Raw genomic sequence first — 25,003 nt, 5'->3', positions numbered from 1 at the left:
GGGCCGCTCACGCCGCGTCCGGCTGCTCCGCGACCGACAGCGCGGCCAGTGCGGAGGCCACCGCGTGCGAGGCGGTCAGGTCCAGTCGGGCGCTGGTCCCCCTGGCCTTGTGGCGGACCTCGTCGGCGGCCAGTGTGAGCAGCTGCGGCAGCAGATCGGTGCACCGCCTGACCACCCAGCCCGTCCCGGCGGTGGCCAGCCACCAAAGGCTCGCCGAGCGGCTCGGCGCCGGAAACTCGGGTTCCACCGAGGGCACGGCACCGGTGGCGAGGCCCGCCTCGGCGAGCAGCGCGTGGAAGCGCAGGGCGAGCTGCCGGTGCCCGCGCTCCCCCGGATGCAGCCGGTCCGCGCTCCACATCGCGCGGTCGCTGATCCAGTCCCCGTCCGCCCCGTGCAGATGCACCGCCCCGTGCCGTTCGGACAGCGCGTGCACGACCGCGTTGACGGCCCGCTGCCGCCGCGCCAACGGGCGCGCCAGCGCCCCGGGCAGCCGCAGCATCGTGCCCGGGTCGGGCAGGCAGGCCGTGAGCAGCACCGTGCCCTGAGCGCGGAACGCGGCGTACACCCGGTCGAGGCGGGCGGCCACGGCGTGGATGTCGAAGGTGCAGCGCAGGGTGTCGTTGACGCCTATGACCACGGAGACGACGTCGGGGCGCAGGTCGAGCGCGGCCGGGGTCTGCCGCTCCAGGACGTCCCGGGTCTGGGCGCCGCTGACGGCGAGGTTGGTGAACTCCGCGGGGCTGTCCGCCGGGGCGAGCCCGTCGGAGAGGAGCGCGGCCCACCCCCGCCAGGTGTCCCCGACGGGGTCTCCCACGCCTTCCGTGAGCGAGTCGCCGAGCGCGACGAACCGCAGGGGTCTCATCGCGCGCCCTCCCGGGCCGCCTCCCGCGGGCGGGCGTCACCGACCGCCGTCGGAGCGTCGAACGGCAGGGCGTCGTGGGCCGCGAGGAACGCGTCCACCGCCGCCTTCCAGCCGAAGCACTCGGCACGCGCGCGTGCCGTCTCCCGGCGCTCGCACTCGGACCGCTCCATGAGCAGCTCCACCGCGTCGGCGAAGGCATCACCGGTGTTCACGGCGGTCGCCCCGGCCGAGCCGATCACCTCGGGCAGCGCGGACAGGGCGCTGGCCACCACGGGGGTGCCGCACGCCATCGCCTCCAGGGCGGCGAGCCCGAAGGTCTCGGCGGGTCCCGGGGCCAGGCACACGTCGGCCGTGGCCTGCAGCGCGCCGAGCAGGTCCCGGTCGGCGACGTGGCCGAGGAAGGTGACGGGCAGCCGCCGCTCCTCGGCCCGCTGTTCGAGCCGGGCGCGCAGCGGCCCGTCCCCGGCGACCACCAGCACCACCCGCCGTCCGCGGTGCAGCAGGGCCTCCAGGGCGTCCAGGGCCGTGCCGGGCTTCTTCTCCACGGACAGCCGGGAGCACAGGACGAGCAGCGTCTCGTCCCCGCGCGCGTACCGTGTGCGCAGCCCCGCGTCCCGCAGCGCCGGGTGCCGCTGGTCGAGGTCGACGCCCAGCGGTGCCCGTACGACGTTGCGGGCGCCGATCCGCACGAACTCCCGCTCGGCGAACTCCGTGGTGCACACCACGCGCGCGTAGGTGTGCGCCGTACGGATGTTGAGGGCGTCGGCGGCGCGCCGGGACATGGTCTCGGACAGGCCCCAGGTGCGCAGAACACCGTCTGCGGTCTCGTGGGAGACCATCACGGCGGGGACCCGGGCGCGCCGGGCCCACTTGCCGGTCCAGCGCAGGGTCGTGCGGTCGGAGACCTCCAGACGGTCGGGGTCCAGTTCCTCCAGGAGTGCGGCGACGCGGCGCTTGTCCACGAGGACGCGGTAGCCGCCGGTGCCGGGCAGCAGCGGACCGGGCAGGGTGATGACCCGGCCCTGCTCGGTCGTCTCGTCGGTGTGGCGCTCGCCGGGCACGATGAGCACCGGCTCGTGCCCGGCCTCCTTGAAGCCCTTGCCCAGCTCGCGCAGCGCGGTGCGCAGACCGCCGGACGCCGGGGCGACGAAGTTGGCGAGCCGCACGATGCGCAGCCCGGCGCCGGTCCGCTCGGTGGCGAAGCTCATGCCGCCACCACCGTCCTGCGCGTGGCGAGCACGTCCGCGTAGTGGCCGATGAGCTGGTCGCCGACGGCAGCCCAGGTGCGGCCCTCGACGAGGGTGCGCGCGGCGGCCCCGTAGGCGGCCCGCAGCGCCGGGTCGGCGGCCAGGGACCACGTGGCGTCCCGGAAGGCGGCCGCGTCCCCGGGCGGCACGAGCAGTCCCGTGCGGCCGTGGGCCACCAGGTCGAGCGGGCCGCCCGCGGCGGGCGCGACGACCGGCACGCCGCTCGCCATGGCCTCCTGCACCGTCTGGCAGAACGTCTCGAAGGGGCCGGTGTGCACGAAGACGTCCAGCGAGGCGAAGATCCGGGCGAGTTCGTCGCCTGTGCGGCGGCCCAGGAAGACCGCGCCGGGCAGGGCGGCGCGCAGGGTGGTCTCGCTCGGCCCGTCGCCCACGACGACGACGCGTACGCCGTCAAGACCGCAGGCGCCGGCAAGGAGTTCGATGTGCTTCTCGGGGGCGAGCCGGCCGACGTAGCCGACGATCAGCTCACCGTTCGGGGCGAGTTCCCGGCGGATCGCCTCGTCCCGCAGGTCTGGCCGGAAACGGACTGTGTCGACGCCGCGCGGCCACAGCTGCACCCGGGGCACGCCGTGTGCCTCCAGGTCGTGCAGGGCCGCACTGGAGGGCGCGAGGGTGCGGTCGGCGGCGGCGTGCACGGAGCGGATGCGTCGCCAGGCCGCTGCCTCGCCGGCGCCCATGTAGGTGCGGGCGTAGCCGGCGAGGTCGGTCTGGTAGATGGCGACGGCGGGAATGCCGAGCCGGGCGGCGGCCGCCATGCCGCGGACGCCGAGGATGAAGGGGCTGGCCAGGTGCACGATGTCGGCGCGGTGTTCGGTGATGGCCGCGGCGACGCGTCGGCTGGGGAGTGCCACGCGCACCTGGGGATAGCCGGGGAGCGGTAGGGAGGGGACACGGACGACGGGGCACGGCGCGAGGGCGTCGGGCCCGGTGCCGGCTGCTGTGGCCGGAGCGACGACGAGGGGAACATGACCGCGATCGACGAGGTGCCGGGCGGTCTGCAGCGCGCAGTGGGCCACGCCGTTCACATCGGGGGGAAAGGATTCGGTCACGATGACGACACGCATACCCGTGTTCTCGCCGCGCCGGACGTGGCCACGTCAACGTCGATCTTTCCGGCCGGGGAACGTCCCATGAGCGTTGAGCTGCACAGCCGAGCAGGTCCACCCGTGTCCACGCACTCCTGACGCGCGGGTCACCGGATGTTCACACGGCCGGCATGTCGGGCCCGATCCGGCTGCGTACGGCGGTCTGCACCTCGGCCTCCTCGGCGGGATCCGCGGCGAGCCGGCGCAGCCGCTCCACGACGCGGGCGTCTCCCGTCTCGGCGTGCCGTGCGGCGATCTCGCGGGTGGACTCCTCGCAGTCCCAGAGGCATTCGACGGCGAACCCCGAGGCGAAGGAGGGGTCGGTGGCGGCCAGCGCGCGGGCAGCTCGCCCCCGGAGATGGGACGACGCGGTCTCTCGGTAGACATGGCGCAGGACGGGTGCGGCGCAGGCGATGCCCAGCCGTCCGGCGCCGTCGACGAGGGTCCACAGCGTCGGCGCATCGGGGCCCTCGCCCCGAACCGCCTCCCGGAGCGCCTCGAGGACCAGGTCGCTGTCCTGGGCACCACCACGGCAGGCGAGCATGCGCCCGGCGGCGGCCCCCAGGGCGTCGGGCCGGCGGGCCCAGCCCCGGGCCCGGTCCACGGCGGCGAGACTGCGCATGCGTTCGAAGGCGTCCACGGCCGCGTCGACGACGAGCGCGGAACCTGTGGTCAGGGCATCCTCGATGAGCTCCAGGGCGTCAGGATCGTTGCTGTCGGCGAGGTATCGCAGGGCCGTCGAGCGGGCTCCGTCGCCGCCCGAGCGGGCGGCCTCGACGATCTCGGCGCGGTCCTCGGGACCGGCGACGGCGGTGAGGCAGCGCGCGGCGGGCACGTGCAACGCGGCACCGCGTTCGATGCCCTGCTGCGCCCAGTCGAAGACGGCCTGCACGCTCCACCCCGGGCGAGGTCCCTGGGGCCGCAGTTGCCGCTGCCAGCGGTCGAAACAGCCGGCCTCCTGTGCGGCACGCACGCGTGAGGCGATGGATTCGCGGGGGTCGTCGGCCCACAGCCGCCAGGGCCGTGGTTCGAAGGCGTCCCGGACGGCGGCGGCGAGTTCGGCCTCGCCCTCGGGGTCGGCCGGGAAGCGGGCCAGCACGGGAGCGGCCAGGGCGCGCAGGCCCGCGTCGTCGTCGCGCAGGGCGAGCTCGTCCAGGGCCCAGGCCCAGTTGGAGCCCGAGGCGGCGTACCTGCGCAGCAGTTGGAGCGCGTCGCGCCTGCCGTACGAGGCGAGGTGCCCGAGGACGGCGAGCGCGAGTCCGGTGCGGCACTCGTCCGCCTCGAGGACGTCCTCGGCGCTGAACAGGTGCGCCTCGATGGCGTCCAGCTCGCCGCCCAGGTCGAGGTAGAGCCGGGCGTAGTACAGGGAGCGGTTCTCCACCTGCCAGTCGTGGCGGGGGTCGCGCAGCACACAGTGATCGAGGGCCGCGAGCGCCTCGGCGCGGGGGGCGGTGAGCGCGTGCAGTGTGCCGTCGCCACGGCCCCTCTGGAGCAGGCCGAGCAGCGTACCGCTGGGCGCTATGACCGGTTCGAACATGGGAAACAGCCTCACATCAAGCGTCGACGCAACCGGGGGACACGCATCACCTGGCCGCGTGACAACACGTCGGGGCGCCCGCCGTCTCTTGCTTGCTGAAGACCATTTTCCTCTGCCTCTCGTTGGTGGCCCGTGGGGACCGATCACGGTCCGCGCGGTGCGGCATCACCTGCCCGGCCGTCGCGTCCGTGAATCACGACGTCATGATGACCCGGGCCCTCGCGCTGCCGCGACCTTATTTCGGGCGGTCCGGTACCGCCTCCCCCGTTTTGGTCGTTTCCGCTGGTCAGTGTGTTCGGATCAGTGTGCGCCGAACAGTTCGAGCAGGTCCGTCTTGCCGAACATCTTGGCGGTGTCGATCGCCGAGGGCGTCCCCGCGGCCGGGTCGGCGCCGCCGTCCAGCAGGGCCCGGATGACTTCGGCCTCGCCCTTGAAGACGGCTCCGGCGAGCGGTGTCTGGCCTCGGTCGTTGGCCCGGTCGGCCTCCGCGCCGCGCTCGAGCAGGGCCCGGACGGCGTCGGCGTGGCCGTGGTAGGCGGCGAGCATCACCAGGGTGTCGCCGCGGTCGTTGGTGAGGTTGGCCGGAACGCCCGCGTCGACGTATGCCGCGAGCGTCTCGGTCTCGCCTCGGCGCGCCAGATCGAAGATCTTGGTCGCGAGCTCCACGACCTCGGGGTCGGGGGCTTCACTCATAGGCCGGACCGCCTCTCCACTACGGCTGCTGGTACTGATGCCCCAAGGATGCCTGGACTGGTGCCCCGTATGGGTGAATCGCCAGCGTACTGGCTTCCGCATCACATGACCGGCACCGTACTAGGCAAAGATCCCGACGAGGCCTGTGGCGGGTTTCAGCGCTGGTCAAGGGGTGCAGGCGGCTCGGCCGACCGAGGGAAATCCAGTGAATTTCACCCAGTTGCACCTTTTATCGTATGGATACATTCTGTGAGCCTGGAAGGACTCATGGTGACTGCCCCCACGAACCAGGAGAGAGCAAATGATTCTGAACATCTCGGGCGTCCTGCTGCTCGGCACCATCGTCTTCCTGTTCTGCCGCAAGGACGGTCTCAAGGGCCGGCACGCGATGACCTGCGGGCTCTTCGGGTTCTACCTCTCGAGCACCGCCATCGCGCCGAGCATCAAGGCCGGCGGGGCGAGTCTCGCGGGCCTCCTCGGTGGGATCAATTTCTGACCCGGCCCCCGTCCGCACACACCCCCAGGAGAACGAGTGGTTCGGCGTCCCCTCCCCCGCATTCTGAGCAACGGCGGCGACCGGATCGCCCGCAGCCGGGAGCTGGCGCGGGCGGCGGCCGGCGGCGCCACCGACGTCCTCCACCCGCTGATCACCATCACGCGCGGCCTGCGCCGGCTGGCCGCAGCCGGGCGGCGCAGGTGGGCGGACACGCCGAAGGACGGGCGGGGACCGCTGCTCTTCCTGGTGGCTTCGGTGATCCTGGTCGTGGCGCTGATGCCGTACGGGCCGCTGCTCGCCGCCATCACGCTGATGGCGGCGTCGGCCTGGACGGGCCGGGAAAGCAGGCCGACGGCGCCGCCGGGCCCGGACCCCGCGCAGACCAAGCGGCTGAGCGCCCTCTACGAGGCCCTGGTGCCGTACTTCTCGGCCGCCGAGGACCCGGCTCCGCTGTACGCGCACGGAGGGGACTTCACCCGGGTCTTCTCCTCCAGCGAGTTCGACGACACCGGGCGCGTCTCCCGCCTCGTCATCCGCTATCCCGCCTACTTCACCGACGGCGAGCCCGCATCACGGGCCAGGATCGAACAGCTTCTGCACGCCAAGTCGGGCCGGGGCCGGGAGTACCACTTCGCCTGGGACGAGGAGGGCAACGAACTGACGGTCACCGTGCTGCCTCCCCTGCCCACCGACATCGCCGCGCAGCGTTTCGTCACCGCCCCCGGCGAGACGGTCCTCGGCTTCACCGACCCCACCGGTGTCCAGCGCACGCTCCCCCTCACCCACGGCGAGGAGCGACGCGACGTGCCGCCGGTGCTGTGGCGCACGGGTCCGCGGTGCACCGAGCCGCACCTGCTGATCGCGGGCACACCCGGCAGCGGTACGACGACGCTGGTGCGCTCCATCGCCCTGCAGGCGCTGCAGTACGGGGACGTGCTGATCGTCGAGGGCGGCGACACCGGCGAGTACGCGTTCCTGACCGGCCGGGGCGGGGTGCTCGCCGTGGAGTCCGGACTCGCGGGAGCGGCGGCGAGCCTGGAGTGGGCGACCCATGAGACGGAGCGTCGGCTGATCGCCGCGAACCGCGCCCGGCAGGCCGGGCACCCCCCGCCGGACGACGTCAGGCGTCCGCTGTGGATTCTGCTCGACCGGCCGACCGTCCTCGGGCACCTGGCCGCCGCCGACGGCCGCGCCGATCCCCAGGCGCTGCTCCAGGTTCCGCTGCGGCACGGCCGCGCGGCGAACGTCACGGTGGTGGTCGCCGAGCAGGTGGACGCCCTGGACGGCCTGTCCGACGCGGTGCGGCAGCACACCCGCGCGCGCGTGGTGCTCGGCCCGGCGGCTCCCGGCGAACTGGAGGCGGTGCTCGGCACGCCGCCGCACACCACCCCCGTCAAGGACGTACCGCCCGGCCGTGGTTACGCCCGCCTGGGCTCGGGCCCGGTCCACCGCCTCCAGGTACCGGCCACTCCGGACCCGTACGACGACACCGCCGCAGAACCACACCGAAAGGCGGTCCTCGGCCTGCTGCCCCCGCGCAGCGAACCGGTCTCCCCCAGCGAACCGGCCTCCCCCAGCGCACCGATCGACTCCAGCCCACCGATCGACCTCGGCAAACCGGCCGACCGCGGCGCACCGGTCGAGTCGGTCCCGACGGAGGCGCTGGCCGTGGAGGGCTGACCGCAGCCCCGCACCGGGCCTCTGATCAGGCCACGAACGTCCGCGGTGCCTCCGCCGACCCCGACGCGCCCGTCTGGACCAGGCGGGCGGCGGCGGCCAGACGCACCGCCGCCTCCTCCGCCACCGCGCCGCCCACCGTGAAGGGCAGTCGCACATAGCCCTCGAACGCCCCGTCCACGCCGAAGCGCGGCCCCGACGGAACCCGGACACCGACCCGTTCCCCGGCCTCCGCGAGACGGGAGCCCGACAGGCCGCCGGTGCGCACCCACAGCGTCAGGCCGCCCCGGGGCACCGAGAACTCCCACGTCGGCAGTTCCTTGCGCACCGCGGCGACCAGAGCGTCCCGGTTCTCCCGGGCCTGGCCGCGCCGCAGATCCACCGCCTGCTCCCAACCGCCCGTGCTCAGAAGCCAGTTCACGGCCAGCTGCTCGAGGACCGGAGTGCCCAGGTCGGCGTAGGCGCGGGCCGCGACCAGGCTGCGGATGACGTCGGGGGCGGCCCGCACCCACCCGATGCGCATGCCAGCCCAGAACGCCTTGCTCGCCGAGCCGACGGTGATGACGGTCGAGCCCGCCGGGTCGAAGCTGCTCACCGGACGCGGCATCTCGAGCCCCTCCTCCAGGTACAGCTCACTCATCGTCTCGTCGACGACCAGGACCGTCCCGGCGGAGCGGGCCGCCTCCACCAGGCGGCGGCGTTGGTCCTCGTCGGCGAGCGCGCCCGTCGGGTTGTGGAAGTCGGCGACGACGTAGGCGAGCCGCGGTGCGGCCTCGCGCAGCACCTGGCGCCAGCGGTCCAGGTCCCAGCCGCGGAGCCCGTCGGCCATGGCGACGGGGACGAGCCGGGCGCCAGCCTCCCGCATCAGCTGGAGGATGTTGGCGTACGACGGCGACTCGACGGCGATGCGCTCACCGCGCCCGGCGAACAGGTGGCAGATCGCGTCGATCGCACCCATGGCGCCGGTGGTCACCATGATCTGCTCGGGCATGGTCGGGATGCCGCGCGCCGTGTAGCGGTCGGCGAGCATGGAGCGCAGCGCGGGCAGGCCCGCCGGGTAGTCGCCGTGCGTGTGCGCGTACGGCGGCAGTTCCTCGAGGGCACCCTGCACGGCACGGGTGAGCCAGGGCTCCGGCGCCGGCAGCGCGGCACAGCCCAGGTCGATCATCGAGCCGAGCGCCTCGGGCGGGAGGGGTTCGAGGCCGCGCGCCGGCAGCGGGTTCCCGGCCGGGACGGCGGTCCAGCTGCCCGCTCCGCGGCGGGACTCCAGGAACCCCTCGGTGCGCAGCGCCTCGTACGCGGCCGCGACCGTGGTACGGCTCACCGACAGGGCGAGCGCCAGCTCCCGCTCGGCGGGCAGCCGGGCGGCGACCGGCACCCGGCCCTCCAGCACGAGCAGCCGGATGCCGTCCGCGAGCGCCCGATAGGCGGGCGGCCGGCGGCTGCCGGTGCCGGTGCCGGTGCCGGCGGGACGGTCCTGCTGGGAGGTGAGCAGCCGGGCCAGCTGTGCCGCGCCCACCGCCGAAGTCCACTGCGCCATGAGTCCCAGTCCACCTTCCCGGAATTGGCCATGGATGGCTTCGCATTCCAAGCCACAGAGTGACATACGCCAGGCCACTACCACCACAGGGGGGCACGATTTGTCTGCCGACGCACCGGGCGACCGGTCCATTGACACGTCCATGAGGAGCCGTCTCGGGCGGCGGTTCCTCCAGCTCTACGCCGGTCTCGCCCTCTACGGCGCGAGCTCCGCCCTCCTGGTGAAGGCGGGTCTCGGCCTGGAGCCGTGGAACGTCCTGCACCAGGGTCTGTCCGAGCTCACCGGGCTCAGCATGGGTGTCGTACTGACGATCGTGGGCGCGACCGTCCTGCTGCTGTGGATCCCGCTGAGGCAGCGTCCGGGACTCGGCACCGTCTCCAACGTCCTGGTGATCGGTCTCGCCATGGACGCCACCCTGGCCGTGCTCCCCGAGGTGCGCTCACTGGCCGTCCGCGCGCCCCTCCTGGTCGCGGGTGTGGTGCTGAACGGCGTGGCGACCGGCCTCTACATCGCCGCCGACTTCGGTCCCGGCCCGCGTGACGGCCTGATGACCGGACTGCACCGGCGCACGGGCCGCTCGATCCGGCTGATCCGCACGGCCGTGGAGATCATCGTCGTCGCGACCGGCTTCGCCCTCGGTGGCACCGTCGGGATCGGCACCGTCGTGTACGCGCTGTCCATCGGACCGCTCGCCCAGTTCTTCCTGCGCGTGTTCGCCGCCCCCGCGGCATCGGGGCGCAGCACGGTCGTTGCCGCCGGGCAACCGGAGCGCGCGATACTGCGTCCGTGACCACCCTCATACGCCACCCGTACCTCGACCATCCCGGCCCGATCGCCTTCGCCCACCGGGGCGGGGCGGCCCACGGCCTGGAGAACACCATGGCGCAGTTCCGGCGCGCGGTGGCGGCGGGCTACCGCTATATCGAGACGGACGTGCACGCCACGGCCGACGGGAAGCTGGTGGCCTTCCACGACGCGACCCTGGACCGGGTGACCGACGGCGCGGGCCGGATCGCCGACCTGCCCTGGGAGGACGTGCGGCACGCGCGCGTGGCGGGCAGCGAGCCGGTGCCCCTCTTCGAGGACGCGCTGGAGGAGTTCCCGGAGGTGCGCTGGAACGTGGACGTCAAGGCGGAGCCCGCGCTGCGACCCCTGCTGGACCTCATCGAGCGCACCGACGCCTGGGACCGGATCTGCGTCGGCTCGTTCTCCGAGGCACGCGTGGTGCGCGCCCAGCGCCTGGCCGGACCGCGCCTGGCGACGTCCTACGGCACCCGCGGTGTCCTCAACCTGCGGCTGCGTTCCTGGGGCATCCCGGTGGCGGTGCGCCGCTCGGCGGTCGCCGCCCAGGTACCGGAGTCCCAGTCGGGCGTCCCCGTGGTCGACCGCCGCTTCGTGCGCACCGCCCACGCGCTCGGACTGCAGGTGCACGTGTGGACGATCAACGAATCCGACCGCATGCACCGGCTCCTGGACCTGGGAGTGGATGGCATCATGACCGATCACATCGACACACTGCGCAAGGTCCTCGAAGAACGGGGCACCTGGGCCTGAAAGCCCCGCGCGCGATCACGTTCCACGGGGAAGCGAGGGCACGGGTGGGCACCGACACCGTGCGGGCACAGGCCGGCGACGAGGCCGCCGAGCGGCGGCGCGAACAGCGCGGCTGGTACTTCTACGACTGGGCGTGTTCGGTCTATTCGACGAGCGTGCTGACCGTGTTCCTCGGCCCCTATCTCACCTCGGTGGCCAAGTCGGCGGCGGACGCGGACGGATATGTCCACCCGCTGGGCGTTCCGGTGCGTGCCGGCTCGTTCTTCGCCTACTGCGTCTCGGCCTCGGTCGTCGTGGCGATTGTCGTGATGCCGCTCGCGGGCGCGGCGGCCGACCGCACCGGCCGCAAGAAGCCGCTGCTCGCTCTGTGCGCGTATCTGGGCGCCTCGGCCACGACGGGCCTGTTCTTCCTGGACGGTGACCGGTATCTGATCGGCGGCCTGCTGCTGATCGTCGCGAACGCGTCGGTGGCCGTCTCGATGGTGGTCTACAACTCGTATCTGCCGCTGATCGCCCCACCCGAGGAGCGTGACGCGGTCTCCTCGCGCGGCTGGGCCTTCGGCTACGCGGCCGGTTCGCTGGTCCTGATCGCGAACCTGGTCCTGTTCACGGCCCACGACTCCTTCGGCGTCTCGGAGTCGACGGCGGTCCGCATCTGCCTGGCCTCGGCGGGCCTGTGGTGGGGCGCCTTCACCCTGATCCCGCTCAGGCGTCTGCGCGACCGCCGTACGACGTCCACGGCTGCGAGGGTGCACGGCTGGCGGCAACTGGCCGCCACGGTCCGGGACATGCGCCGCACGCCGCTCACCCTCGCCTTCCTGCTGGCGTATCTCATCTACAACGACGGCATCCAGACGGTGATCTCACAGGCGTCGGTGTACGGCTCCCAGGAGCTCGGTCTCGGCCAGTCGACGCTGATCGCCGCCGTGCTGCTGGTGCAGGTGCTGGCGGTGGGCGGCGCGCTGGGCATGGGCAGGCTGGCCCGGACGTACGGCGCCAAGCGCACCGTGCTCGGCTCGCTGGTCGCCTGGACGGCGACGCTCGCCGCCGGGTATTTCCTGCCCGCGGGCGCGCCGGCCGGGTTCTTCGCGCTGGCGGCCTGCATCGGGCTGGTCCTCGGTGGCAGCCAGGCGCTGTCCCGGTCGCTTTTCTCACATCTGGTCCCGCCCGGCAAGGAGGCCGAGTACTTCTCCGCGTACGAGATGAGCGACCGCGGCATGAGCTGGCTGGGCCCGCTCCTGTTCGGGGTCACGTACCAGCTGACGGGCAGCTACCGGGACGCGATCATCTCGCTGGTCGCGTTCTTCGCCCTCGGGTTCGTGCTGCTGGCCCGGGTTCCGGTGCGCGAGGCGGTGCGCGACGCGGGCAATCCGGTACCCGAGAGGATTTAGCGTCCGAGGACAAAGGGCGGTAGTGTACGCGTTTGGCCTGCCAGGCGTACCGTTACTGCGCGTCAAAGGAGCCGAAACGCTGGGTGACATCTGCTAGCAGATGTGACAAACCGGGCGCCGGTGGGTACAACAAGGGGCGGCTACGACGGCGACGCATGACCCGGAACGGGACTCGGAACGGGAATCTTTACCGCCGACCGGACGTTGACCGGATGACGACGACAGCGACACCTGTCCTGTGGGCGACAAGCCCGGGAGGCACGATTCATGAGTGAGCGAGCTCTTCGCGGCACGCGCCTCGTGGTGACCAGCTACGAGACGGACCGCGGCATCGACCTGGCTCCGCGCCAGGCCGTGGAGTACGCATGCGAGAAGGGGCACCGGTTCGAGATGCCCTTCTCGGTCGAGGCGGAGATCCCGCCGGAGTGGGAGTGCAAGGTCTGCGGTGCACAGGCGCTCCTGGTGGACGGCGACGGTCCGGAGGAGAAGAAGGCGAAGCCCGCGCGTACGCACTGGGACATGCTGATGGAGCGGCGCACCCGTGAGGAGCTCGAAGAGGTCCTCGAGGAGCGTCTCGCGGTTCTGCGGTCCGGGGCGATGAACATCGCGGTGCATCCCCGGGACAGCCGCAAGTCCGCGTAGTCCCTCCGGAGGCGGGCGGGCCACCGCGCGCGCCGGATATCGATGGGCGCCGTACGTCTTCGTGACGTACGGCGCCCACTGTTTTGTTCGGGTTCCGGTGCGTTGGGCACGCCACCTGGGGCCCCGCCCCGCCCCGGAAAGGTCAGCGTGGCAGGGGCGGGCGGGGCTCCCCCTGGATGTCCGCGGGCTCGTCCCTGATGACCTCACCCTGGACGATCTTCCCGTCGGGGCGGTGCATACGAGCCTGCTGGAAGGCGTCACCGAAGCCGCCGTACGGGGACTGACGGAGTTTGCGGTCGATCGTGCGCTCCGCGTATCGGCCGACCGCCGTCTGCACCGGCGGGAGCAGGAGGAGCAGGCCCGCCGCGTCGGACATCAGGCCCGGCAGCATCAGCAGCAGGCCGCCGAGCATCATCAGGCCGTTGCCGCCGGTCCTCGACGGGGAGCCGCCCCTCTGCAGCGCCTCGTTCAGGTTCCGGAAGGCGCGGCGGCCCGCCCGCTTGATGACCACGGAGCCGAGCACCAGGCCGGCGACCAGCAGCAGGAAGACCGTGAACCCGCTGGTCGCACCCGCGACCACGGTCAGCAGCCAGATCTCCAGCACCAGCCACGCGGCGATGCCCAGCGGCAGAAAGGTGCGCAACCGGGAACGCCGGGGCCGGGTCGTGGTGCGGGGAGAGGTCGAAGCGCCAGTCGTCATGCTCCCAGTGTGCCCGGACCCGGCTCAGTGCGGGATAAGGGGCGTCAGCGCCCCCCATGACGCCGCCCGTGTCCCTACCGGCGCTGCTTGCCGCCCCGGCCCAGGACCTTGCCGAAGCGCTCCTCCGCGCCCCACGCCGTGACGCGCCACAGCGCCTCCACGACGATGTTCCGGCTCATCTTCGAGTCGCCGAGCTCGCGCTCCACGAACGTGATCGGCACCTCGACGACGTGGAACCCGGCCTTGACCGCGCGGCGCGCCAGGTCGACCTGGAAGCAGTAGCCCTGCGAGGCCACCTGGTCGAGGCCGAGGCCCTCGAGGGTCTCCCGGCGGAAGGCGCGGTAGCCGCCGGTGATGTCGCGCAGCGACAGGCCGAGGGCCAGACGCGAGTAGGTGCTGCCGCCGCGGGAGAGGAACTCGCGGGACTTGGGCCAGTTCACGACCCGTCCGCCCGGCACCCACCGGGAGCCGAGCACCAGGTCCGCGCTCTTGAGCGCGGTCAGCAGGCGCGGCAGCTCTTCCGGCTGGTGGGAGCCGTCGGCGTCCATCTCGACGAGGACGCCGTAGTCGCGCTCCAGACCCCAGCGGAAGCCGGCGAGGTACGCGGCGCCCAACCCTTCCTTGCCCTTGCGGTGCATGACGTGGACCTGATCGTCCTCGGCCGCGAGCTCGTCCGCGAGCTTGCCGGTGCCGTCGGGGCTGTTGTCGTCGGCCACGAGGACATGCGCCTCGGGCACCGCCGACCGCACTCGGCCGACGATCGTCTTGATGTTCTCCGCCTCGTTGTAGGTCGGAATGATCACCAAGGCGGTGCCGAGCGGACCGAACTGCTTGCCCTGGGCCGATGCCCCGAGGGTCCCGTCGCCGTGGTTCACTGCTGCCCCTTCACATCCGTACGCAGAGGTCCACCATAGTGGTCGCGGCACGGGCCTCCGCCACAGCGGGTTCGTTTGGAGGTGTCGATTCCATAAGGTTCGGGTAAGAATGCCCGCCGCGTCGGCGGCACGGACCGGCCGGTCGCACCGGTCCCACGGGGTTTCGAGAGCGGGTCCCGTGCTTGCCACGCCCCGGGCGGCTGCGGATCGGGGCCCGGCGCCCTTCGGGCCGACCTGGGACCCGCTGGCTGCGGATCGACCGAAAGCCGTTGTCTACTGGACGTCCGGGCCCCACCCGGGTCACACCCTGCCGACCGACCGGAACGTTGCCCTCGCCGTGGCGCGGGCGCTGAGCCTGGCTCCCAGTGGTGATGCGCCGACGCGGCACACCATCCCTGACCCAGCGGCGCTCGGGCGACTGCGCGGAGGTTTCCCCGGTCGGACGATTCGGTGGTGGACCCGAACCTACCGGCCCTCCGCGCCTCACTGTCAACAGCCGCCCCACCTGCGGGTCTTCGGCGAAGGGCCTGGTCGCAGCGGAGGATACGCAGGTCGCGCGACGGAGTTCTGACGGCTCGTCGCCGCCGCGCCACCCCGGGAGATCACTCGCCCGGCCCTACGAACACGGTCCTGCCTGCGACCACGGTGCGCAGGCAGACGGGAAGGTCGGTCCCAGGGGTGAGATCGGGCAGTCCGGGGGTGCCGGAGCGGGGGTCGGTGGACCAGCGGGCCACCCGGTCGTCGGGGGCCTGGACGACGAGTGCGTCGGTGCGCCACACGGCGTAGTCCGCGGGGGCGCCCGGCACCAGGACGCCCGCATCGTCCCGTCCGATCGCCCGCCAGCCGCCGCGCGTGTGCGCGGTGAACGCGGCGCGTACGGAGACACGGTGGTCGGGGGTGCGGTGGAACGCCGCCGCGCGGACCGTCCCCCAGGGGTCGAGGGGGGTCACCGGGCTGTCGGATCCGAACGCCAGCGGGACGCCTGCGCGCAACAGGGCCGCGAACGGGTTCAGCGTACGGGCCCGTTCGACGCCGAGGCGCTCGGCGTACATGCCGTCCTCGCCGCCCCACAGCGCGTCGAAGGCGGGCTGGACGGAGGCGGTCAGGCCCAGTTCGGCGAAGGCCGCGATGGTCTCGGGCGTGAGCATCTCGACGTGCTCGACGCGGTGGCGGGCGGCGCGGATCCGGGCCGGGCCCACCTTCTCGGCGGCGGCGCGCACCCCTTCCACCACGGCTGTGACGGCGGCGTCGCCGATGGCGTGGAACCCCGCCTGCAGCCCGGCCTCGGTACACGCGACGACATGCGTGGCGACCGCGGCGGCGTCCAGGTAGGCGGTGCCGGTGTGGGCGGCGTCCGCGTACGGCTGGTGCAGACAGGCGGTGTGCGAGCCGAGGGCGCCGTCGACGAAGAGGTCGCCCGCCGCGCCGAGCGCACCCAGCTCCCGGGCCTTGGTGACGTCCTGCTCGGCCCAGTAGCCGACGACGCGCGGGCCGGGCTCCTCGGCGGCGAGACGCAGCAGCCCGGCGAAGTCGTCCGGAGAGGAGATCTCCGGGCCGGCGCACTCGTGGAGCGAGCCGATGCCGAGGGAGGCGGCGTGGGCGCGGGCGGCGCGCTGGGCCTCGGTGCGCCGGGCGGGGGTGACCGCGGCGAACGCGGCGGCCCGTACGGCGTGGTGGGCGTCCCGGGTGAGCGGCTCGCCGTCCGTGAAGCCGGCCTTGTGGCGCACGCCCGGGGTGAGGTCCAGCAGGGCGGTGGTGACGACGGCCGAGTGGACGTCGATGCGACTGAGATACAGGGGACGCCCACCGGTGGCCTCGTCGAGCTCTTCGCGTCGAGGCGCCCGCCGTTCGGGCCAGCGTGCGGCGTCCCAGCCGTGGCCGAGCAGCACCCGGTCGTCCGGCCGGGCGGCGGCGAAGTCCCGTACGAGGGCGAGGGCGGCCGTCAGGGACGGGGCACCGGACAGGTCGAGGCCGGTGAGCGCGAGGCCGGTGGCGGTGGTGTGCACGTGAGCGTCGGTGAACGCGGGAGTGACGAGGGCGCCGTCGAGGTCGATCACCTCGTCGACGCCGTCCGCGAAGGCGTCGGCCGCGCCCTCGGAACCGACCCAGGCGACATGTCCGGCCTCCACGACCATCGCGGTGGCGAAGGGATCGGCGGGACTGTGGACCTCTCCGCGGCGCAGGAGGACGGTCTTGGGCTCGGCGGTGCGCTCACTCATGGGAAACAGTGTCGCCCCTGGCGGGGGACGCCCCGCAGGGAGGTCGATCAGATCCGGGGCGGCCGTGCCTCGTACGGTGTGGACAGGACCACGGTGGTGCGCGTCGACACCCCCGCAAGGGTCCGCAGCCGGGCGAGCAGCTCCTCCAGTTCGTGCGGCGTGGCCACGCGGACCTTGAGGATGTAGTTCTCGTCGCCCGCGACGCTGTGGCAGGCCTCGATCTCCGGGACGCCCGCGAGGCGTTCGGCGATGTCGTCGGGGGCGCTGGGGTCGAACGGCTTCACCGAGATGAAGGCGGTCAGCGGCAGGCCGACGGCCTCGGGGTCGACGACGGCGGCATACCCGCGGATGACGCCCCGCTGCTCGAGCCGGCGCACCCGCTGGTGCACGGCCGATGTGGACAGGCCCGTGGCCTTGCCCAGGTCGGTGTAGCTCATCCGCCCGTCCTTGACGAGCAGCTGCACGATCTGTCGGTCCAGCTCCTCCATGGCGCTAGAACCTACAGTGCGCCCTGACTCCGCGGATACCTCAGCAGCGCAGGTCATACCCGGTTTGTGATGTTGGTGAGAACGGTCGGTGAGCCGCCCGGGTGACCCGCGGCCGCGCGGGGCACCTGCGAATGGCATGTGACGAACGCCACAGTGTCCGGCCAGGCTTCGTGATGCTCTCGTGATTACCCCGGAGACGGGACGGGAAGTGCTTGCTGTGGTCGAGGCCGCGGTGCCTTGTCGGCCCAGCCCGAGGGGGAGAAACCCATGCAGAATTCCAAGCGCCCTGGTCGTACCGTGCCCAAGCGGCAGCAGCCGGTCATCGAGCCCGAGCCGGAGGGCGTCGAACCCGACGCCCTCGACGGCGAGGAGTTCGACGCGTACGACACCTTCGAGATGTACCGGGTGATCTGCCCGGACTGCGCGCAGCCCATCGCGCTCCTGGCGGACGAGGAGGTCCTGCCCGAGCACGCGCTGTGCGCCTCGCCGTGGAACCCGTTCGGTCTCACGGTCTGCTCCGGCACGGGCCGCGCGGCGGCCGACGCCCGCCCGGCGGACGAGTCCGTGGAGCCCCAGCAGCAGGACACCGCCCTGCTGCTGACCCTCCCCCAGGGGCTCGACTGGCGCACGCAGCCGTTCTCGCACGTCGGCGGCCCGGGTTCACGCCCGCTCCCGATGGCGACACTGCGCCGCCAGGCCGCCTGACACGCCGCGAGCAGCGGCGGTTCCCCGGTCGGTCCGCCGCGGAACTCACGCTCGATTAGCGGGGCCGGTGACCTCGGCGGGCGTCGGGGCGTTGCTCCCTTCATGAGCCCCAGTTATTCGGCGACCGGGCCCCGGCGGCCGGTGTTCATTCCGGTACCGGCGGCGACGCTACCGCCGCCGCAGCCGCAGGACCCGCCCATCTACCGCGCACTGATGCGCACCTGGGCCGACCGCGGGCGCACGCTCCCCGGGCGCCACGACCCGGAGTGGGTGCGGCTCGCGGCGCCCCCGGCCGGCCCGCGCCGGCTCGCGGCGGGCCAGGAGTCGTTCAGCGGGACTCGGGACCAGCGAGGTGACGGGCGATGACCATGCGCTGGATCTGGTTCGTCCCTTCGACGATCTGCAGCGCCTTGGCCTCCCGCATATAGCGCTCGACCGGGAAGTCCACGGTGTAGCCGTACCCGCCGAGCACCTGGACGGCGTCGGTGGTGACCTTCATCGCCGTGTCGGTGCAGTGCAGCTTGGCCATGGCCGCCTGCTTGGCGAACGGCCGCCCGGCGTCGCGCAGCCGTGCCGCCCACAGGTACAGCGCCCGGCCCGCCTCGATCTGCGTCGCCATGTCGGCGAGCAGGAAGCGCAGCCCCTCGAAATCCGAGATCGGCCGTCCGAACTGCCGGCGCCCGGTGGCGTACGCGACGGCCTCGTCCAGCGCCGCCTGGGCCAGGCCGATGGCGCAGGCCGCGATGCCGAGCCGCCCGGAGTCGAGTGCGGACAGCGCGATCGCGAAGCCCTGTCCCTCGTCGCCGATGCGCCGCGCTTCGGGCACGCGCACCCCGTCGAAGTGGACCTGCGCGGTGGGCGACCCCTTCATGCCCATCTTCTTCTCGGGCGCCGCGGCACTCAGTCCTTCGGCGCCGCCGGGGACGAGGAACGCGGTGATCCCACGGGGGCCCTCCTCGCCGGTGCGCGCCATCACCGTGTAGAAGTCGGCGATGCCTCCATGAGTGATCCATGCCTTGGTGCCGTTGATCACCCAGTGGTCGCCGTCCCGGACCGCCTTCGTCCGCAGGGACGCGGCATCCGACCCGGACGACGGCTCGGAGAGGCAGTAGGCGCCCAGAAGGCCCCCGCCGAGCATCGCGGGCAGGTGTTCCAGCTGTTGTTCCTTGGTGCCGTAGTGCGCGAGGGCATGACAGGAGAGGGTGTGGACGCTGACGCCGAGGCCGACGGTGAGGCGGGCCGCGGCCAGCTCCTCGAGGACCTGCAGGTAGACCTCGTAGGGCTGGTCACCACCGCCGTACTCGGAGTCGTACGGCAGGCCGAGCAGTCCGGAGTCGGAGAGCAGGCGGAAGGTCTCGCGCGGGAAGTGCCCGGAGTGCTCCTCCTCGGCCGCCTTCGGGGCGATCTCGCGCTGCGCGATGTCGCGGACGAGCGAGATCAGATCCCGGGCCTCGTCCGTGGGCAGTTGTCGGTCCACCGGCTGCGGGGCGCGGTCGGGCATGGCGACGCTCTCCTCCCTCTTGGGCACGTCGGCGGACATGCGCCTTGGGTGGGGCGGCGCCGCCGGGTCTCACTGAGCCTGGCCGATGCTCGCCGCTCCGGGTCGCGGAGGCGGCTGACCAGCGGCTGTGGCGCTTGGAGTATGCCCGATCGGAGGCATGGCGTCACCGGTTAACGACCGCTTACTTCAAGAAAGCGGAATGCCGTGCCGCGGCGTGATCGACATTCGACGGAGGAGTCTGGTTCCGAGGCCGTCTCCGCTCGCCGTGGACGTGTCCGTGGCGCCCTCGCCCGTAGACCTGCCCGTGACGGCCTCACCGGCGCCCGGAGGGGACCGCTGGGAGATCGATCGGTCCTCCCGGCGCGGTCAGGTCGGCCGGCGGGCCGGAGGCGGGGCCGTGTACGCGGGCTCCAGTTCCTCGATCGCGCGCAGGGTGCCTCCCAGCGTCTTCGCGAGCAGGTCGCACATCGTCTCGCGGGACAGCACCGGGCGGTCGATCCAGTCCAGGGTCACGCCCTCCACGCCGCATACCCAGCCGAGCAGTCCCGTGCGCACCAGCGGAGCGATGTCGCGCCGCCCGTACGCCCCCTCGGCGATCGTGGTGACGATCGCCTCGCGCACCCCGTCCCGGATGGCATGGACCTGTGCGTCGAAGCCCACGCCACCGCTGACGATCGTGCGGTAGGCGGCCTGGTTGTGCTCGGCGTAGCGCAGATAGCGGTCGATGGTGCGGTGCACCCGTTCCACCGGCGGCAGGTCCAGGCCGGCGGCCGCGGAGGTCACGAGGTCGGCCACCGAATCCTCGACAATGGCGAGGTAATAGCCGCGTTTCGATTTGAAGTAGTAGTAGATCAGCCCTTTCGCCACCTGGGCATGGCGCGCGATGTCGTCCATCGACAGCGTGTCGTAGGACGTGTCGGCGAATAACTTCCGTCCGATGGCGATGAGTTCGGCGCGGCGCGCCAGGGAGCGATCGGTACCGCGCACCTGGGGGCGCACGGCACCTCGCTGTTGACTGCTCTTCAATTTCGGCCCAAGTCTCCAACTACCGGCGGGACATCCGCAGTATTGCAGAATGACACCACCAGCATGTTCGACTCAGATCGGCGGAGTCGATCGCGGAGTCGGGCGCTGTTGGGAAATGGGCCGCCTCGCTCCCGGAGGACGCGTCAGCTGACGCCCACCGCCGCCAGCGCCTTGCGCTGCCGGGAGGTGGGACGGGCCGGGAAGTACAGGTAGCAGACGCCGCCGGTGCCGGAGGTGACCTTGCCGGAGGCGTTGTACCGCTTGGTGCGCAACCAGATGTTCTCGAATTCCCGCCGCCGGTACACGCGCCGCACCGCCTCGTCGCTCGGCGACGCCGGGTCGTTCGCGATCACGTCGCCGTCGGCGGTGAACCCGATCACGGTCATCAGATGCCCCGCTGTCCCGTACCCCGCCCCGGTCAGTTCCTCCTTCAGGAACGACTGCGAGGTGATGGCCGGGATGCCCGCAGCGATCAGCGTCTGAAGGTCGGTGAGTGACGAGAGCCGGGTGACCACTGCCTGCAGGTCCTCGAACGTCGCCGCGTAGGCCGCGTTGAAGGGCCAGTTGCCGCAGCCGTGGTACTGGTGGTCATAGGTGAACCGGGCCGCGTGGCAGACCTGCGGGTCCGCGTAGGACGGATCGACCCAGGACAGTTGTTCGGGGGTCAGCCTCCGTCCCCAGTACTCGATGATCATCTGGGAGGAGGTGGGGCTGCACCAGGCCTCGCCCCCGTTGTCGTACTCCGGGTACTGGCCCTTGTGGATCTCCTGCGAGTAGCGCGGGACGAGCAGTTCCTCGGCGAGCCCGGGCGTGGAGGCCGGGACGGTGAACCGGTCGGGGATGTCGGAGCCCATGGCTCCGAGCCGCCACACGGTCGGCGTGATCCGTGCGCCCGGTGTGCGGTACAGGGTCAGGCGCAGGCGGTACGACACCAGGCGCAGACCCGAGGCGGGATCGGCGATGGCGAAGGTGTCGGTCCAGATGTTGCTCCTGCCGTCGCTCTGGCCGTCCACGGAGGTGCGGCGGATGTCCTGGTCGCCGGCCGCCCAGCGGCCCATGACGTACCAGGGGGTGTCCGTGCCGTCGGAGTAGGTGCCCTGCACCTCGACCTGGAGCCAGGTGCCGGCCGGGGTCTGTGCGTTCCAGGAGGCGACGAGTTCGGTGGCCGGGACGGCGAGGCGGTGCGCCGGGGAGGTCCAGGTGGCGAACTCCCAGGTGGCGGACTTTCCGGTGTGCGGGTCGGTGTAGTCGGTACGACCGGCGGGCGTGGCGATCACCAGGCCGGGGCGGACGCCGGCGACGGCGCGAACACCCTGCGCGGCGCCGCTTCGCCAGTCGGGGTACGAGGTCCAGGCGCGGTAGTCCACGAGGCTCGGGGATGCTTTCGTCGGCCGGGCGGTCGGCGTGGCCGCGGCCGCCGGGCCCGCGGTGCCGGCCGCCGTTGCCGCGGCGACGGCCGCGGCGAGGATGGTTCTGCGGGACGGCTCTGAAGCTCTGGTCATCGGTGGGTGACCCCCAGGAGTCCTTCAAGCAGCGGTTCGGACACACGGTGTGCGCCAACTATGGCCGCCACACACGGACTTCTGCCAGCACTTCGGCCGCCGACGCGCCCACCAATATTGGTCCCGACCTGTGGCGGTCTCCTGGGAATGGGGGCGGGAATTCGGGGAGGCGATCACCCGCGTTCACACCGAACCAGAAATAAGAGGAAATTCCGGAGAGAGGTCGCTTTTCCCGCGAAGGGGGACAGTCTGTTTGCCCGAGTAAGCTGTCCCCTCGGAAACATGCCGAAACATGCCGACACGCCTTCTCGCCCGGGAATCGCCATTCACGCTCTCGCGTCCCGCCTTCAGCGTCTACCTCCCTCCTGCGGCCCCGTCCGCCTCGTCGGCGTCGACGGGCACGCGGGGTCGGGGAAATCCACGTTCGCCGCACACCTGGCGGCCGCACTCGGCGGCGCGCCCGTGCTGCACCTGGACGACATCGCCACCCATGAGGAGCTGTTCTCCTGGACGGAAAGGCTGCTGCGGGAGGTGATCGAGCCGCTCGGCCACGGGCGGACCGCGCACTACCGGCCCTACGACTGGCGCGCACGACGCTCGGGTCCCGCCCGTGCGCTGCCGCCCGCCCCCGTGATCCTGATCGAGGGGGTCGGCGCCGGCCGCCGGGCACTGCGCCCGCATCTCGCCCGGCTGCTGTGGATGGAGCTGGCGCAGGAGGAGGCGTGGACGCGCGGGCGGGCCCGGGACGGCGAGGAACAACGCGCGTTCTGGGACGGCTGGGTCGAAGCGGAGCGCCGGCACTTCGCCGAGGACCCCTCGCGACCCCACGCCTGCCTCCTGGTGCATCAGAAGCCGGAGGGATATGAGGTGTTTTCCGGGACCACCGGGGCTTCCTGGTCCGGACCAGGATCTCACCCACAGTGACGACCCATCGGCAGTGTGCTGAACTCGTGAAGGACCCTCGCCGGGCAACTTCCCCGAGTGCTCCAAGTCGGCTTGACCGGGGGGCCGTACAGGTCTTACGTTCTCAATGTGCGGCTTTCGCAGTCGCACCCAGACGCGAAGCCCCCGGTTGTTCCCCCGTGATCGGGGGCTTCGTTCTGCTCTCAGCACCTTGTCTGGGCGCCAAGAGGCGTGATCCGCTCACCCTCGGTCACGACGCGCCGGGCGTCCCCTCTGCTCCCACCTCGCCGAACGACCCGTGCGGCACCCTTCGTGCGCCCCACCCCCGCAGGTACGATGCCTCTCGGTGCGACGTTCGGACGCTGCTCTGCGCACCGTGGCAACTCCGGTCCGCGGCACAGCGGTTCGAGCAAGGCAGCCGACGGGCACGGGCCCGGCGGTGAACCATCGGGGGCACGGTTTGTGGGGGACGTGATGGACTTCGGCACGCAGGGCCCTCAGGCCCCGGCCGACCTCGCCTGGCTGCGAGGGGTCGACGCCTACACGATGGGCGCCTATCCGCAGGCGGAGGAGGAGTTCCGCGCCGCGGTCCGGATGGATCCCGGGATGGCCGACGGCTGGCTCGGGCTGCACGCGCTGCGCGTCGACACGACGACCGCGCTGCTGAGGATGTACCGCCACCGCGACCGCTTCGGGGAGCAGCGGGCGCGACACCGGCGCGGCCTCAACTCCTGGTACTGGCTGGGCTGGTGGGTGCAGCCGGTCCTGGAGAGCCCGCGCGACCTGCTGCTCGCGCACGCCTCGCACTGGCTGGACGGCCGCCACGTCCCGGAGTTGGACCGCGCGCTGGCGGGCCTGCCGCCGGTCGACACCGACCCCCAGGTGCGCTTTCTGCACGCCTGCCGGGCCTACCTGGTCAAGGACTGGGAGCAGTTGGTCCGGCACACCGATCCGCTGATCGACGATCCCATGCTCGGTATAGAGGCCGGGCTGTTCGGCGGCATGGCCCGGGTCCGTCTGGAGATGTACAGGCAGGCCGAGCCGCTGCTCGCCACCGCCCTGATGCGCTGCCGCAGCGAGCAGCCGCAGCGCAAGGAGCTGCGGTACTGGCTGGCCCGGGCGCACGAGGGCACGGGTCGCTCGGCCGCCGCGCTCCCCCTCTACCGGGCCGTGCACCGGGTGGACCCGGCGTTCATGGACACCTCGGCGCGGCTCGCCGCGATCGCCGAGGGGGACGGGTACGACGACTCGACCGACCTGACGGCGATGGCGCTCGCCGGAGGCGGCGACACGCTGGAGGCACCGGACGGTCTGGACCCGCTCTTCGGCGCCGAGGGCCGGGACGTGAAGCTGTCCGAGCCCGAACCGCCGCCGACGGGTCCGCTGCCGGCGCAGGGCGACCTCGTGCGCGAGAAGGCCGCCTCGGTACCGGCGCAGTCGTGGCCGGCCGGGCCCACGGATCCGGCACTGCTGGAGGAGGCGCTGGCCGAGCTGGAGCGCATGGTCGGCCTGGAACCGGTCAAGCGCCAGGTCAAGGCATTGTCGGCGCAGTTGAACATGGCCCGGCTGCGGGCCGGCCAGGGCTTACCCGTGCAGCCGCCGAAACGGCACTTCGTGTTCTCGGGGCCCTCCGGCACCGGCAAGACGACCGTGGCGAGGATCCTGGGCCGGGTCTTCTACGCGCTCGGCCTGCTCGGCGGCGATCACCTGGTGGAGGCGCAGCGGGCGGACCTGGTGGGCGAGTACCTGGGCCAGACGGCGGTGAAGGCGAACGAGCTGATCGACTCGGCGATCGGCGGCGTCCTGTTCGTGGACGAGGCGTACTCGCTGTCCAACTCGGGATACGGCAAGGGGGACGCATACGGGGACGAGGCGCTTCAGGTGCTGCTGAAGCGGGCGGAGGACAACCGGGACCACCTGGTGGTGATCCTCGCGGGGTATCCCGAGGGGATGGACCGGTTGCTGGCCGCGAACCCGGGACTGTCCTCACGCTTCACGACGCGGGTCGACTTCCCCTCGTACCGTCCCTTGGAGCTGACGGCGATCGGCGAGGTGCTGGCCGCCGAGAACGGGGACGTCTGGGACGAGGAGGCTCTGGAGGAGCTTCGCTCGATCGCCGGGCATGTGGTGGACCAGGGGTGGATCGACGAGCTCGGGAACGGGCGGTTCCTGCGGACGCTGTACGAGAAGAGCTGTGCGTATCGGGATCTGCGGCTGAGCGGCTATCCGGGGATGCCGTCGCGGGACGACTTGTCGACATTGCGGTTGCCGGACCTGATGCAGGCGTACGGTGAACTGCTCTCCGGGCGGGGGCCGCAGGATCCGTCAAGCCTGTGAGC

Annotated in this window: 23 protein-coding genes; 10 read left to right on the top strand and 13 right to left on the bottom strand. The window is 72.3% G+C overall.

Annotated features, from left to right (window positions below; genetic code table 11):
* Positions 1–7: 7 nt before the first annotated feature.
* The 5 genes from ACZ7L1_RS23885 to ACZ7L1_RS23865 form a co-directional block, all read right to left on the bottom strand.
* Positions 8–862, bottom strand: coding sequence for an SGNH/GDSL hydrolase family protein (locus tag ACZ7L1_RS23885; RefSeq protein WP_471439944.1), 855 nt, complete (start codon positions 860–862; stop codon positions 8–10).
* Positions 859–2,070: a glycosyltransferase gene (locus ACZ7L1_RS23880; RefSeq protein ID WP_471439942.1), complete on the bottom strand. Its 1,212-nt coding sequence runs from the start codon at positions 2,068–2,070 to the stop codon at positions 859–861. Before ACZ7L1_RS23880 ends, ACZ7L1_RS23885 begins: the two co-directional genes overlap by 4 nt.
* A complete protein-coding gene (locus tag ACZ7L1_RS23875; RefSeq protein ID WP_471439940.1) occupies positions 2,067–3,194 on the bottom strand; it encodes a glycosyltransferase family 4 protein in 1,128 nt (375 codons plus the stop codon). The genes ACZ7L1_RS23880 and ACZ7L1_RS23875 overlap by 4 nt, the downstream gene beginning before the upstream one ends.
* A gap of 139 nt (positions 3,195–3,333) precedes the next feature.
* On the bottom strand, positions 3,334–4,752 hold the full coding sequence (locus ACZ7L1_RS23870; protein WP_471439938.1) for a HEAT repeat domain-containing protein: 1,419 nt from the start codon (positions 4,750–4,752) through the stop codon (positions 3,334–3,336).
* Between the two features lie 300 nt (positions 4,753–5,052).
* A complete protein-coding gene (locus tag ACZ7L1_RS23865; RefSeq protein ID WP_389000899.1) occupies positions 5,053–5,445 on the bottom strand; it encodes an ankyrin repeat domain-containing protein in 393 nt (130 codons plus the stop codon).
* 301 nt (positions 5,446–5,746) lie between these two features.
* Between ACZ7L1_RS23865 and ACZ7L1_RS23860 the strand changes: the two genes are divergently transcribed.
* The gene (locus tag ACZ7L1_RS23860; protein WP_263228856.1) at positions 5,747–5,941 is read left to right on the top strand and encodes a hypothetical protein; all 195 of its coding nucleotides are present in this window, start codon (positions 5,747–5,749) and stop codon (positions 5,939–5,941) included.
* A 36-nt stretch (positions 5,942–5,977) separates the two neighbouring features.
* Positions 5,978–7,621 (top strand): ATP-binding protein, encoded by a 1,644-nt coding sequence (locus ACZ7L1_RS23855; protein ID WP_471439936.1) that lies wholly within the window; start codon positions 5,978–5,980, stop codon positions 7,619–7,621.
* 25 nt (positions 7,622–7,646) lie between these two features.
* On the opposite strand, the gene ACZ7L1_RS23850 is transcribed toward ACZ7L1_RS23855, so the two are convergent.
* Positions 7,647–9,158, bottom strand: a complete 1,512-nt coding sequence (locus ACZ7L1_RS23850) for an SCO1417 family PLP biosynthesis transcription factor (protein ID WP_471439934.1) — start codon at positions 9,156–9,158, stop codon at positions 7,647–7,649.
* A 142-nt stretch (positions 9,159–9,300) separates the two neighbouring features.
* On the opposite strand from ACZ7L1_RS23850, the gene yczE reads away from it, so the two are divergent.
* The 4 genes from yczE (at position 9,301) to ACZ7L1_RS23830 (ending at position 12,745) form a co-directional block, all read left to right on the top strand.
* Positions 9,301–9,948, top strand: a complete 648-nt coding sequence (yczE, locus tag ACZ7L1_RS23845; RefSeq protein WP_471439932.1) for a membrane protein YczE — start codon at positions 9,301–9,303, stop codon at positions 9,946–9,948.
* Positions 9,945–10,712, top strand: a complete 768-nt coding sequence (locus ACZ7L1_RS23840) for a glycerophosphodiester phosphodiesterase (protein ID WP_471439930.1) — start codon at positions 9,945–9,947, stop codon at positions 10,710–10,712. Before yczE ends, ACZ7L1_RS23840 begins: the two co-directional genes overlap by 4 nt.
* 44 nt (positions 10,713–10,756) lie before the next feature.
* Entirely contained in the window at positions 10,757–12,103 is a 1,347-nt protein-coding gene (locus ACZ7L1_RS23835) for an MFS transporter (RefSeq protein ID WP_471439928.1), read from the top strand.
* Positions 12,104–12,370: 267 nt separating this feature from the next.
* On the top strand, positions 12,371–12,745 hold the full coding sequence (locus ACZ7L1_RS23830; RefSeq protein ID WP_003977404.1) for an RNA polymerase-binding protein RbpA: 375 nt from the start codon (positions 12,371–12,373) through the stop codon (positions 12,743–12,745).
* A gap of 142 nt (positions 12,746–12,887) precedes the next feature.
* On the opposite strand, the gene fxsA is transcribed toward ACZ7L1_RS23830, so the two are convergent.
* From fxsA to ACZ7L1_RS23810, 4 genes are all read right to left on the bottom strand, one after another.
* A complete protein-coding gene (gene fxsA, locus ACZ7L1_RS23825) occupies positions 12,888–13,445 on the bottom strand; it encodes an FxsA family membrane protein (protein WP_471439926.1) in 558 nt (185 codons plus the stop codon).
* Positions 13,446–13,519: 74 nt separating this feature from the next.
* Entirely contained in the window at positions 13,520–14,320 is an 801-nt protein-coding gene (locus ACZ7L1_RS23820; RefSeq protein ID WP_471439924.1) for a polyprenol monophosphomannose synthase, read from the bottom strand.
* 602 nt (positions 14,321–14,922) lie between these two features.
* Positions 14,923–16,539: an amidohydrolase gene (locus ACZ7L1_RS23815; RefSeq protein ID WP_471439922.1), complete on the bottom strand. Its 1,617-nt coding sequence runs from the start codon at positions 16,537–16,539 to the stop codon at positions 14,923–14,925.
* Positions 16,540–16,586: 47 nt separating this feature from the next.
* Positions 16,587–17,027 (bottom strand): Lrp/AsnC family transcriptional regulator, encoded by a 441-nt coding sequence (locus ACZ7L1_RS23810; RefSeq protein ID WP_103842293.1) that lies wholly within the window; start codon positions 17,025–17,027, stop codon positions 16,587–16,589.
* 267 nt (positions 17,028–17,294) lie between these two features.
* Here ACZ7L1_RS23810 and ACZ7L1_RS23805 point away from each other — a divergent pair, with 267 nt between their 5' ends.
* Both ACZ7L1_RS23805 and ACZ7L1_RS23800 read left to right on the top strand, forming a co-directional pair.
* Entirely contained in the window at positions 17,295–17,732 is a 438-nt protein-coding gene (locus ACZ7L1_RS23805) for a hypothetical protein (protein WP_471439921.1), read from the top strand.
* Between the two features lie 102 nt (positions 17,733–17,834).
* On the top strand, positions 17,835–18,098 hold the full coding sequence (locus ACZ7L1_RS23800; RefSeq protein WP_403623420.1) for a hypothetical protein: 264 nt from the start codon (positions 17,835–17,837) through the stop codon (positions 18,096–18,098).
* Here the strand turns inward: ACZ7L1_RS23800 and ACZ7L1_RS23795 are convergent.
* The 3 genes from ACZ7L1_RS23795 to ACZ7L1_RS23785 form a co-directional block, all read right to left on the bottom strand.
* Entirely contained in the window at positions 18,061–19,233 is a 1,173-nt protein-coding gene (locus ACZ7L1_RS23795; RefSeq protein ID WP_471439996.1) for an acyl-CoA dehydrogenase family protein, read from the bottom strand. The genes ACZ7L1_RS23800 and ACZ7L1_RS23795 overlap by 38 nt on opposite strands.
* A gap of 366 nt (positions 19,234–19,599) precedes the next feature.
* Complete coding sequence (locus ACZ7L1_RS23790) at positions 19,600–20,259, bottom strand: TetR/AcrR family transcriptional regulator (RefSeq protein WP_471439919.1); 660 nt, start codon at positions 20,257–20,259, stop codon at positions 19,600–19,602.
* 143 nt (positions 20,260–20,402) lie between these two features.
* On the bottom strand, positions 20,403–21,761 hold the full coding sequence (locus ACZ7L1_RS23785) for a peptidase C39 family protein (RefSeq protein ID WP_471439918.1): 1,359 nt from the start codon (positions 21,759–21,761) through the stop codon (positions 20,403–20,405).
* Between the two features lie 282 nt (positions 21,762–22,043).
* Between ACZ7L1_RS23785 and ACZ7L1_RS23780 the strand changes: the two genes are divergently transcribed.
* Entirely contained in the window at positions 22,044–22,685 is a 642-nt protein-coding gene (locus ACZ7L1_RS23780; RefSeq protein ID WP_471439916.1) for a uridine kinase family protein, read from the top strand.
* 453 nt (positions 22,686–23,138) lie between these two features.
* Entirely contained in the window at positions 23,139–25,001 is a 1,863-nt protein-coding gene (locus ACZ7L1_RS23775) for an AAA family ATPase (RefSeq protein ID WP_471439914.1), read from the top strand.
* Positions 25,002–25,003 lie beyond the last annotated feature (2 nt).

The organism is Streptomyces sp. NPDC107546 (assembly GCF_055639175.1).
This window is presented reverse-complemented; position numbering and strand designations above follow the sequence as displayed.

Excerpts from the sequence above, each read along its gene's own strand:
- ACZ7L1_RS23880 (WP_471439942.1), bottom strand. The coding sequence starts at position 2,070 with ATGAGCTTCGCCACCGAGCGGACCGGCGCCGGGCTGCGCATCGTGCGG.
- ACZ7L1_RS23885 (WP_471439944.1), bottom strand. The coding sequence starts at position 862 with ATGAGACCCCTGCGGTTCGTCGCGCTCGGCGACTCGCTCACGGAAGGC.
- ACZ7L1_RS23830 (WP_003977404.1), top strand. The coding sequence starts at position 12,371 with ATGAGTGAGCGAGCTCTTCGCGGCACGCGCCTCGTGGTGACCAGCTAC.
- ACZ7L1_RS23810 (WP_103842293.1), bottom strand. The coding sequence starts at position 17,027 with ATGGAGGAGCTGGACCGACAGATCGTGCAGCTGCTCGTCAAGGACGGG.
- ACZ7L1_RS23865 (WP_389000899.1), bottom strand. The coding sequence starts at position 5,445 with ATGAGTGAAGCCCCCGACCCCGAGGTCGTGGAGCTCGCGACCAAGATC.
- ACZ7L1_RS23800 (WP_403623420.1), top strand. The coding sequence starts at position 17,835 with ATGAGCCCCAGTTATTCGGCGACCGGGCCCCGGCGGCCGGTGTTCATT.
- ACZ7L1_RS23795 (WP_471439996.1), bottom strand. The coding sequence starts at position 19,233 with ATGCCCGACCGCGCCCCGCAGCCGGTGGACCGACAACTGCCCACGGAC.
- ACZ7L1_RS23875 (WP_471439940.1), bottom strand. The coding sequence starts at position 3,194 with ATGCGTGTCGTCATCGTGACCGAATCCTTTCCCCCCGATGTGAACGGC.
- ACZ7L1_RS23850 (WP_471439934.1), bottom strand. The coding sequence starts at position 9,158 with ATGGCGCAGTGGACTTCGGCGGTGGGCGCGGCACAGCTGGCCCGGCTG.
- ACZ7L1_RS23860 (WP_263228856.1), top strand. The coding sequence starts at position 5,747 with ATGATTCTGAACATCTCGGGCGTCCTGCTGCTCGGCACCATCGTCTTC.
- ACZ7L1_RS23780 (WP_471439916.1), top strand. The coding sequence starts at position 22,044 with ATGCCGAAACATGCCGACACGCCTTCTCGCCCGGGAATCGCCATTCAC.
- ACZ7L1_RS23870 (WP_471439938.1), bottom strand. The coding sequence starts at position 4,752 with ATGTTCGAACCGGTCATAGCGCCCAGCGGTACGCTGCTCGGCCTGCTC.
- ACZ7L1_RS23775 (WP_471439914.1), top strand. The coding sequence starts at position 23,139 with ATGGACTTCGGCACGCAGGGCCCTCAGGCCCCGGCCGACCTCGCCTGG.
- yczE (WP_471439932.1), top strand. The coding sequence starts at position 9,301 with ATGAGGAGCCGTCTCGGGCGGCGGTTCCTCCAGCTCTACGCCGGTCTC.
- ACZ7L1_RS23785 (WP_471439918.1), bottom strand. The coding sequence starts at position 21,761 with ATGACCAGAGCTTCAGAGCCGTCCCGCAGAACCATCCTCGCCGCGGCC.
- ACZ7L1_RS23815 (WP_471439922.1), bottom strand. The coding sequence starts at position 16,539 with ATGAGTGAGCGCACCGCCGAGCCCAAGACCGTCCTCCTGCGCCGCGGA.
- ACZ7L1_RS23805 (WP_471439921.1), top strand. The coding sequence starts at position 17,295 with ATGCAGAATTCCAAGCGCCCTGGTCGTACCGTGCCCAAGCGGCAGCAG.
- fxsA (WP_471439926.1), bottom strand. The coding sequence starts at position 13,445 with ATGACGACTGGCGCTTCGACCTCTCCCCGCACCACGACCCGGCCCCGG.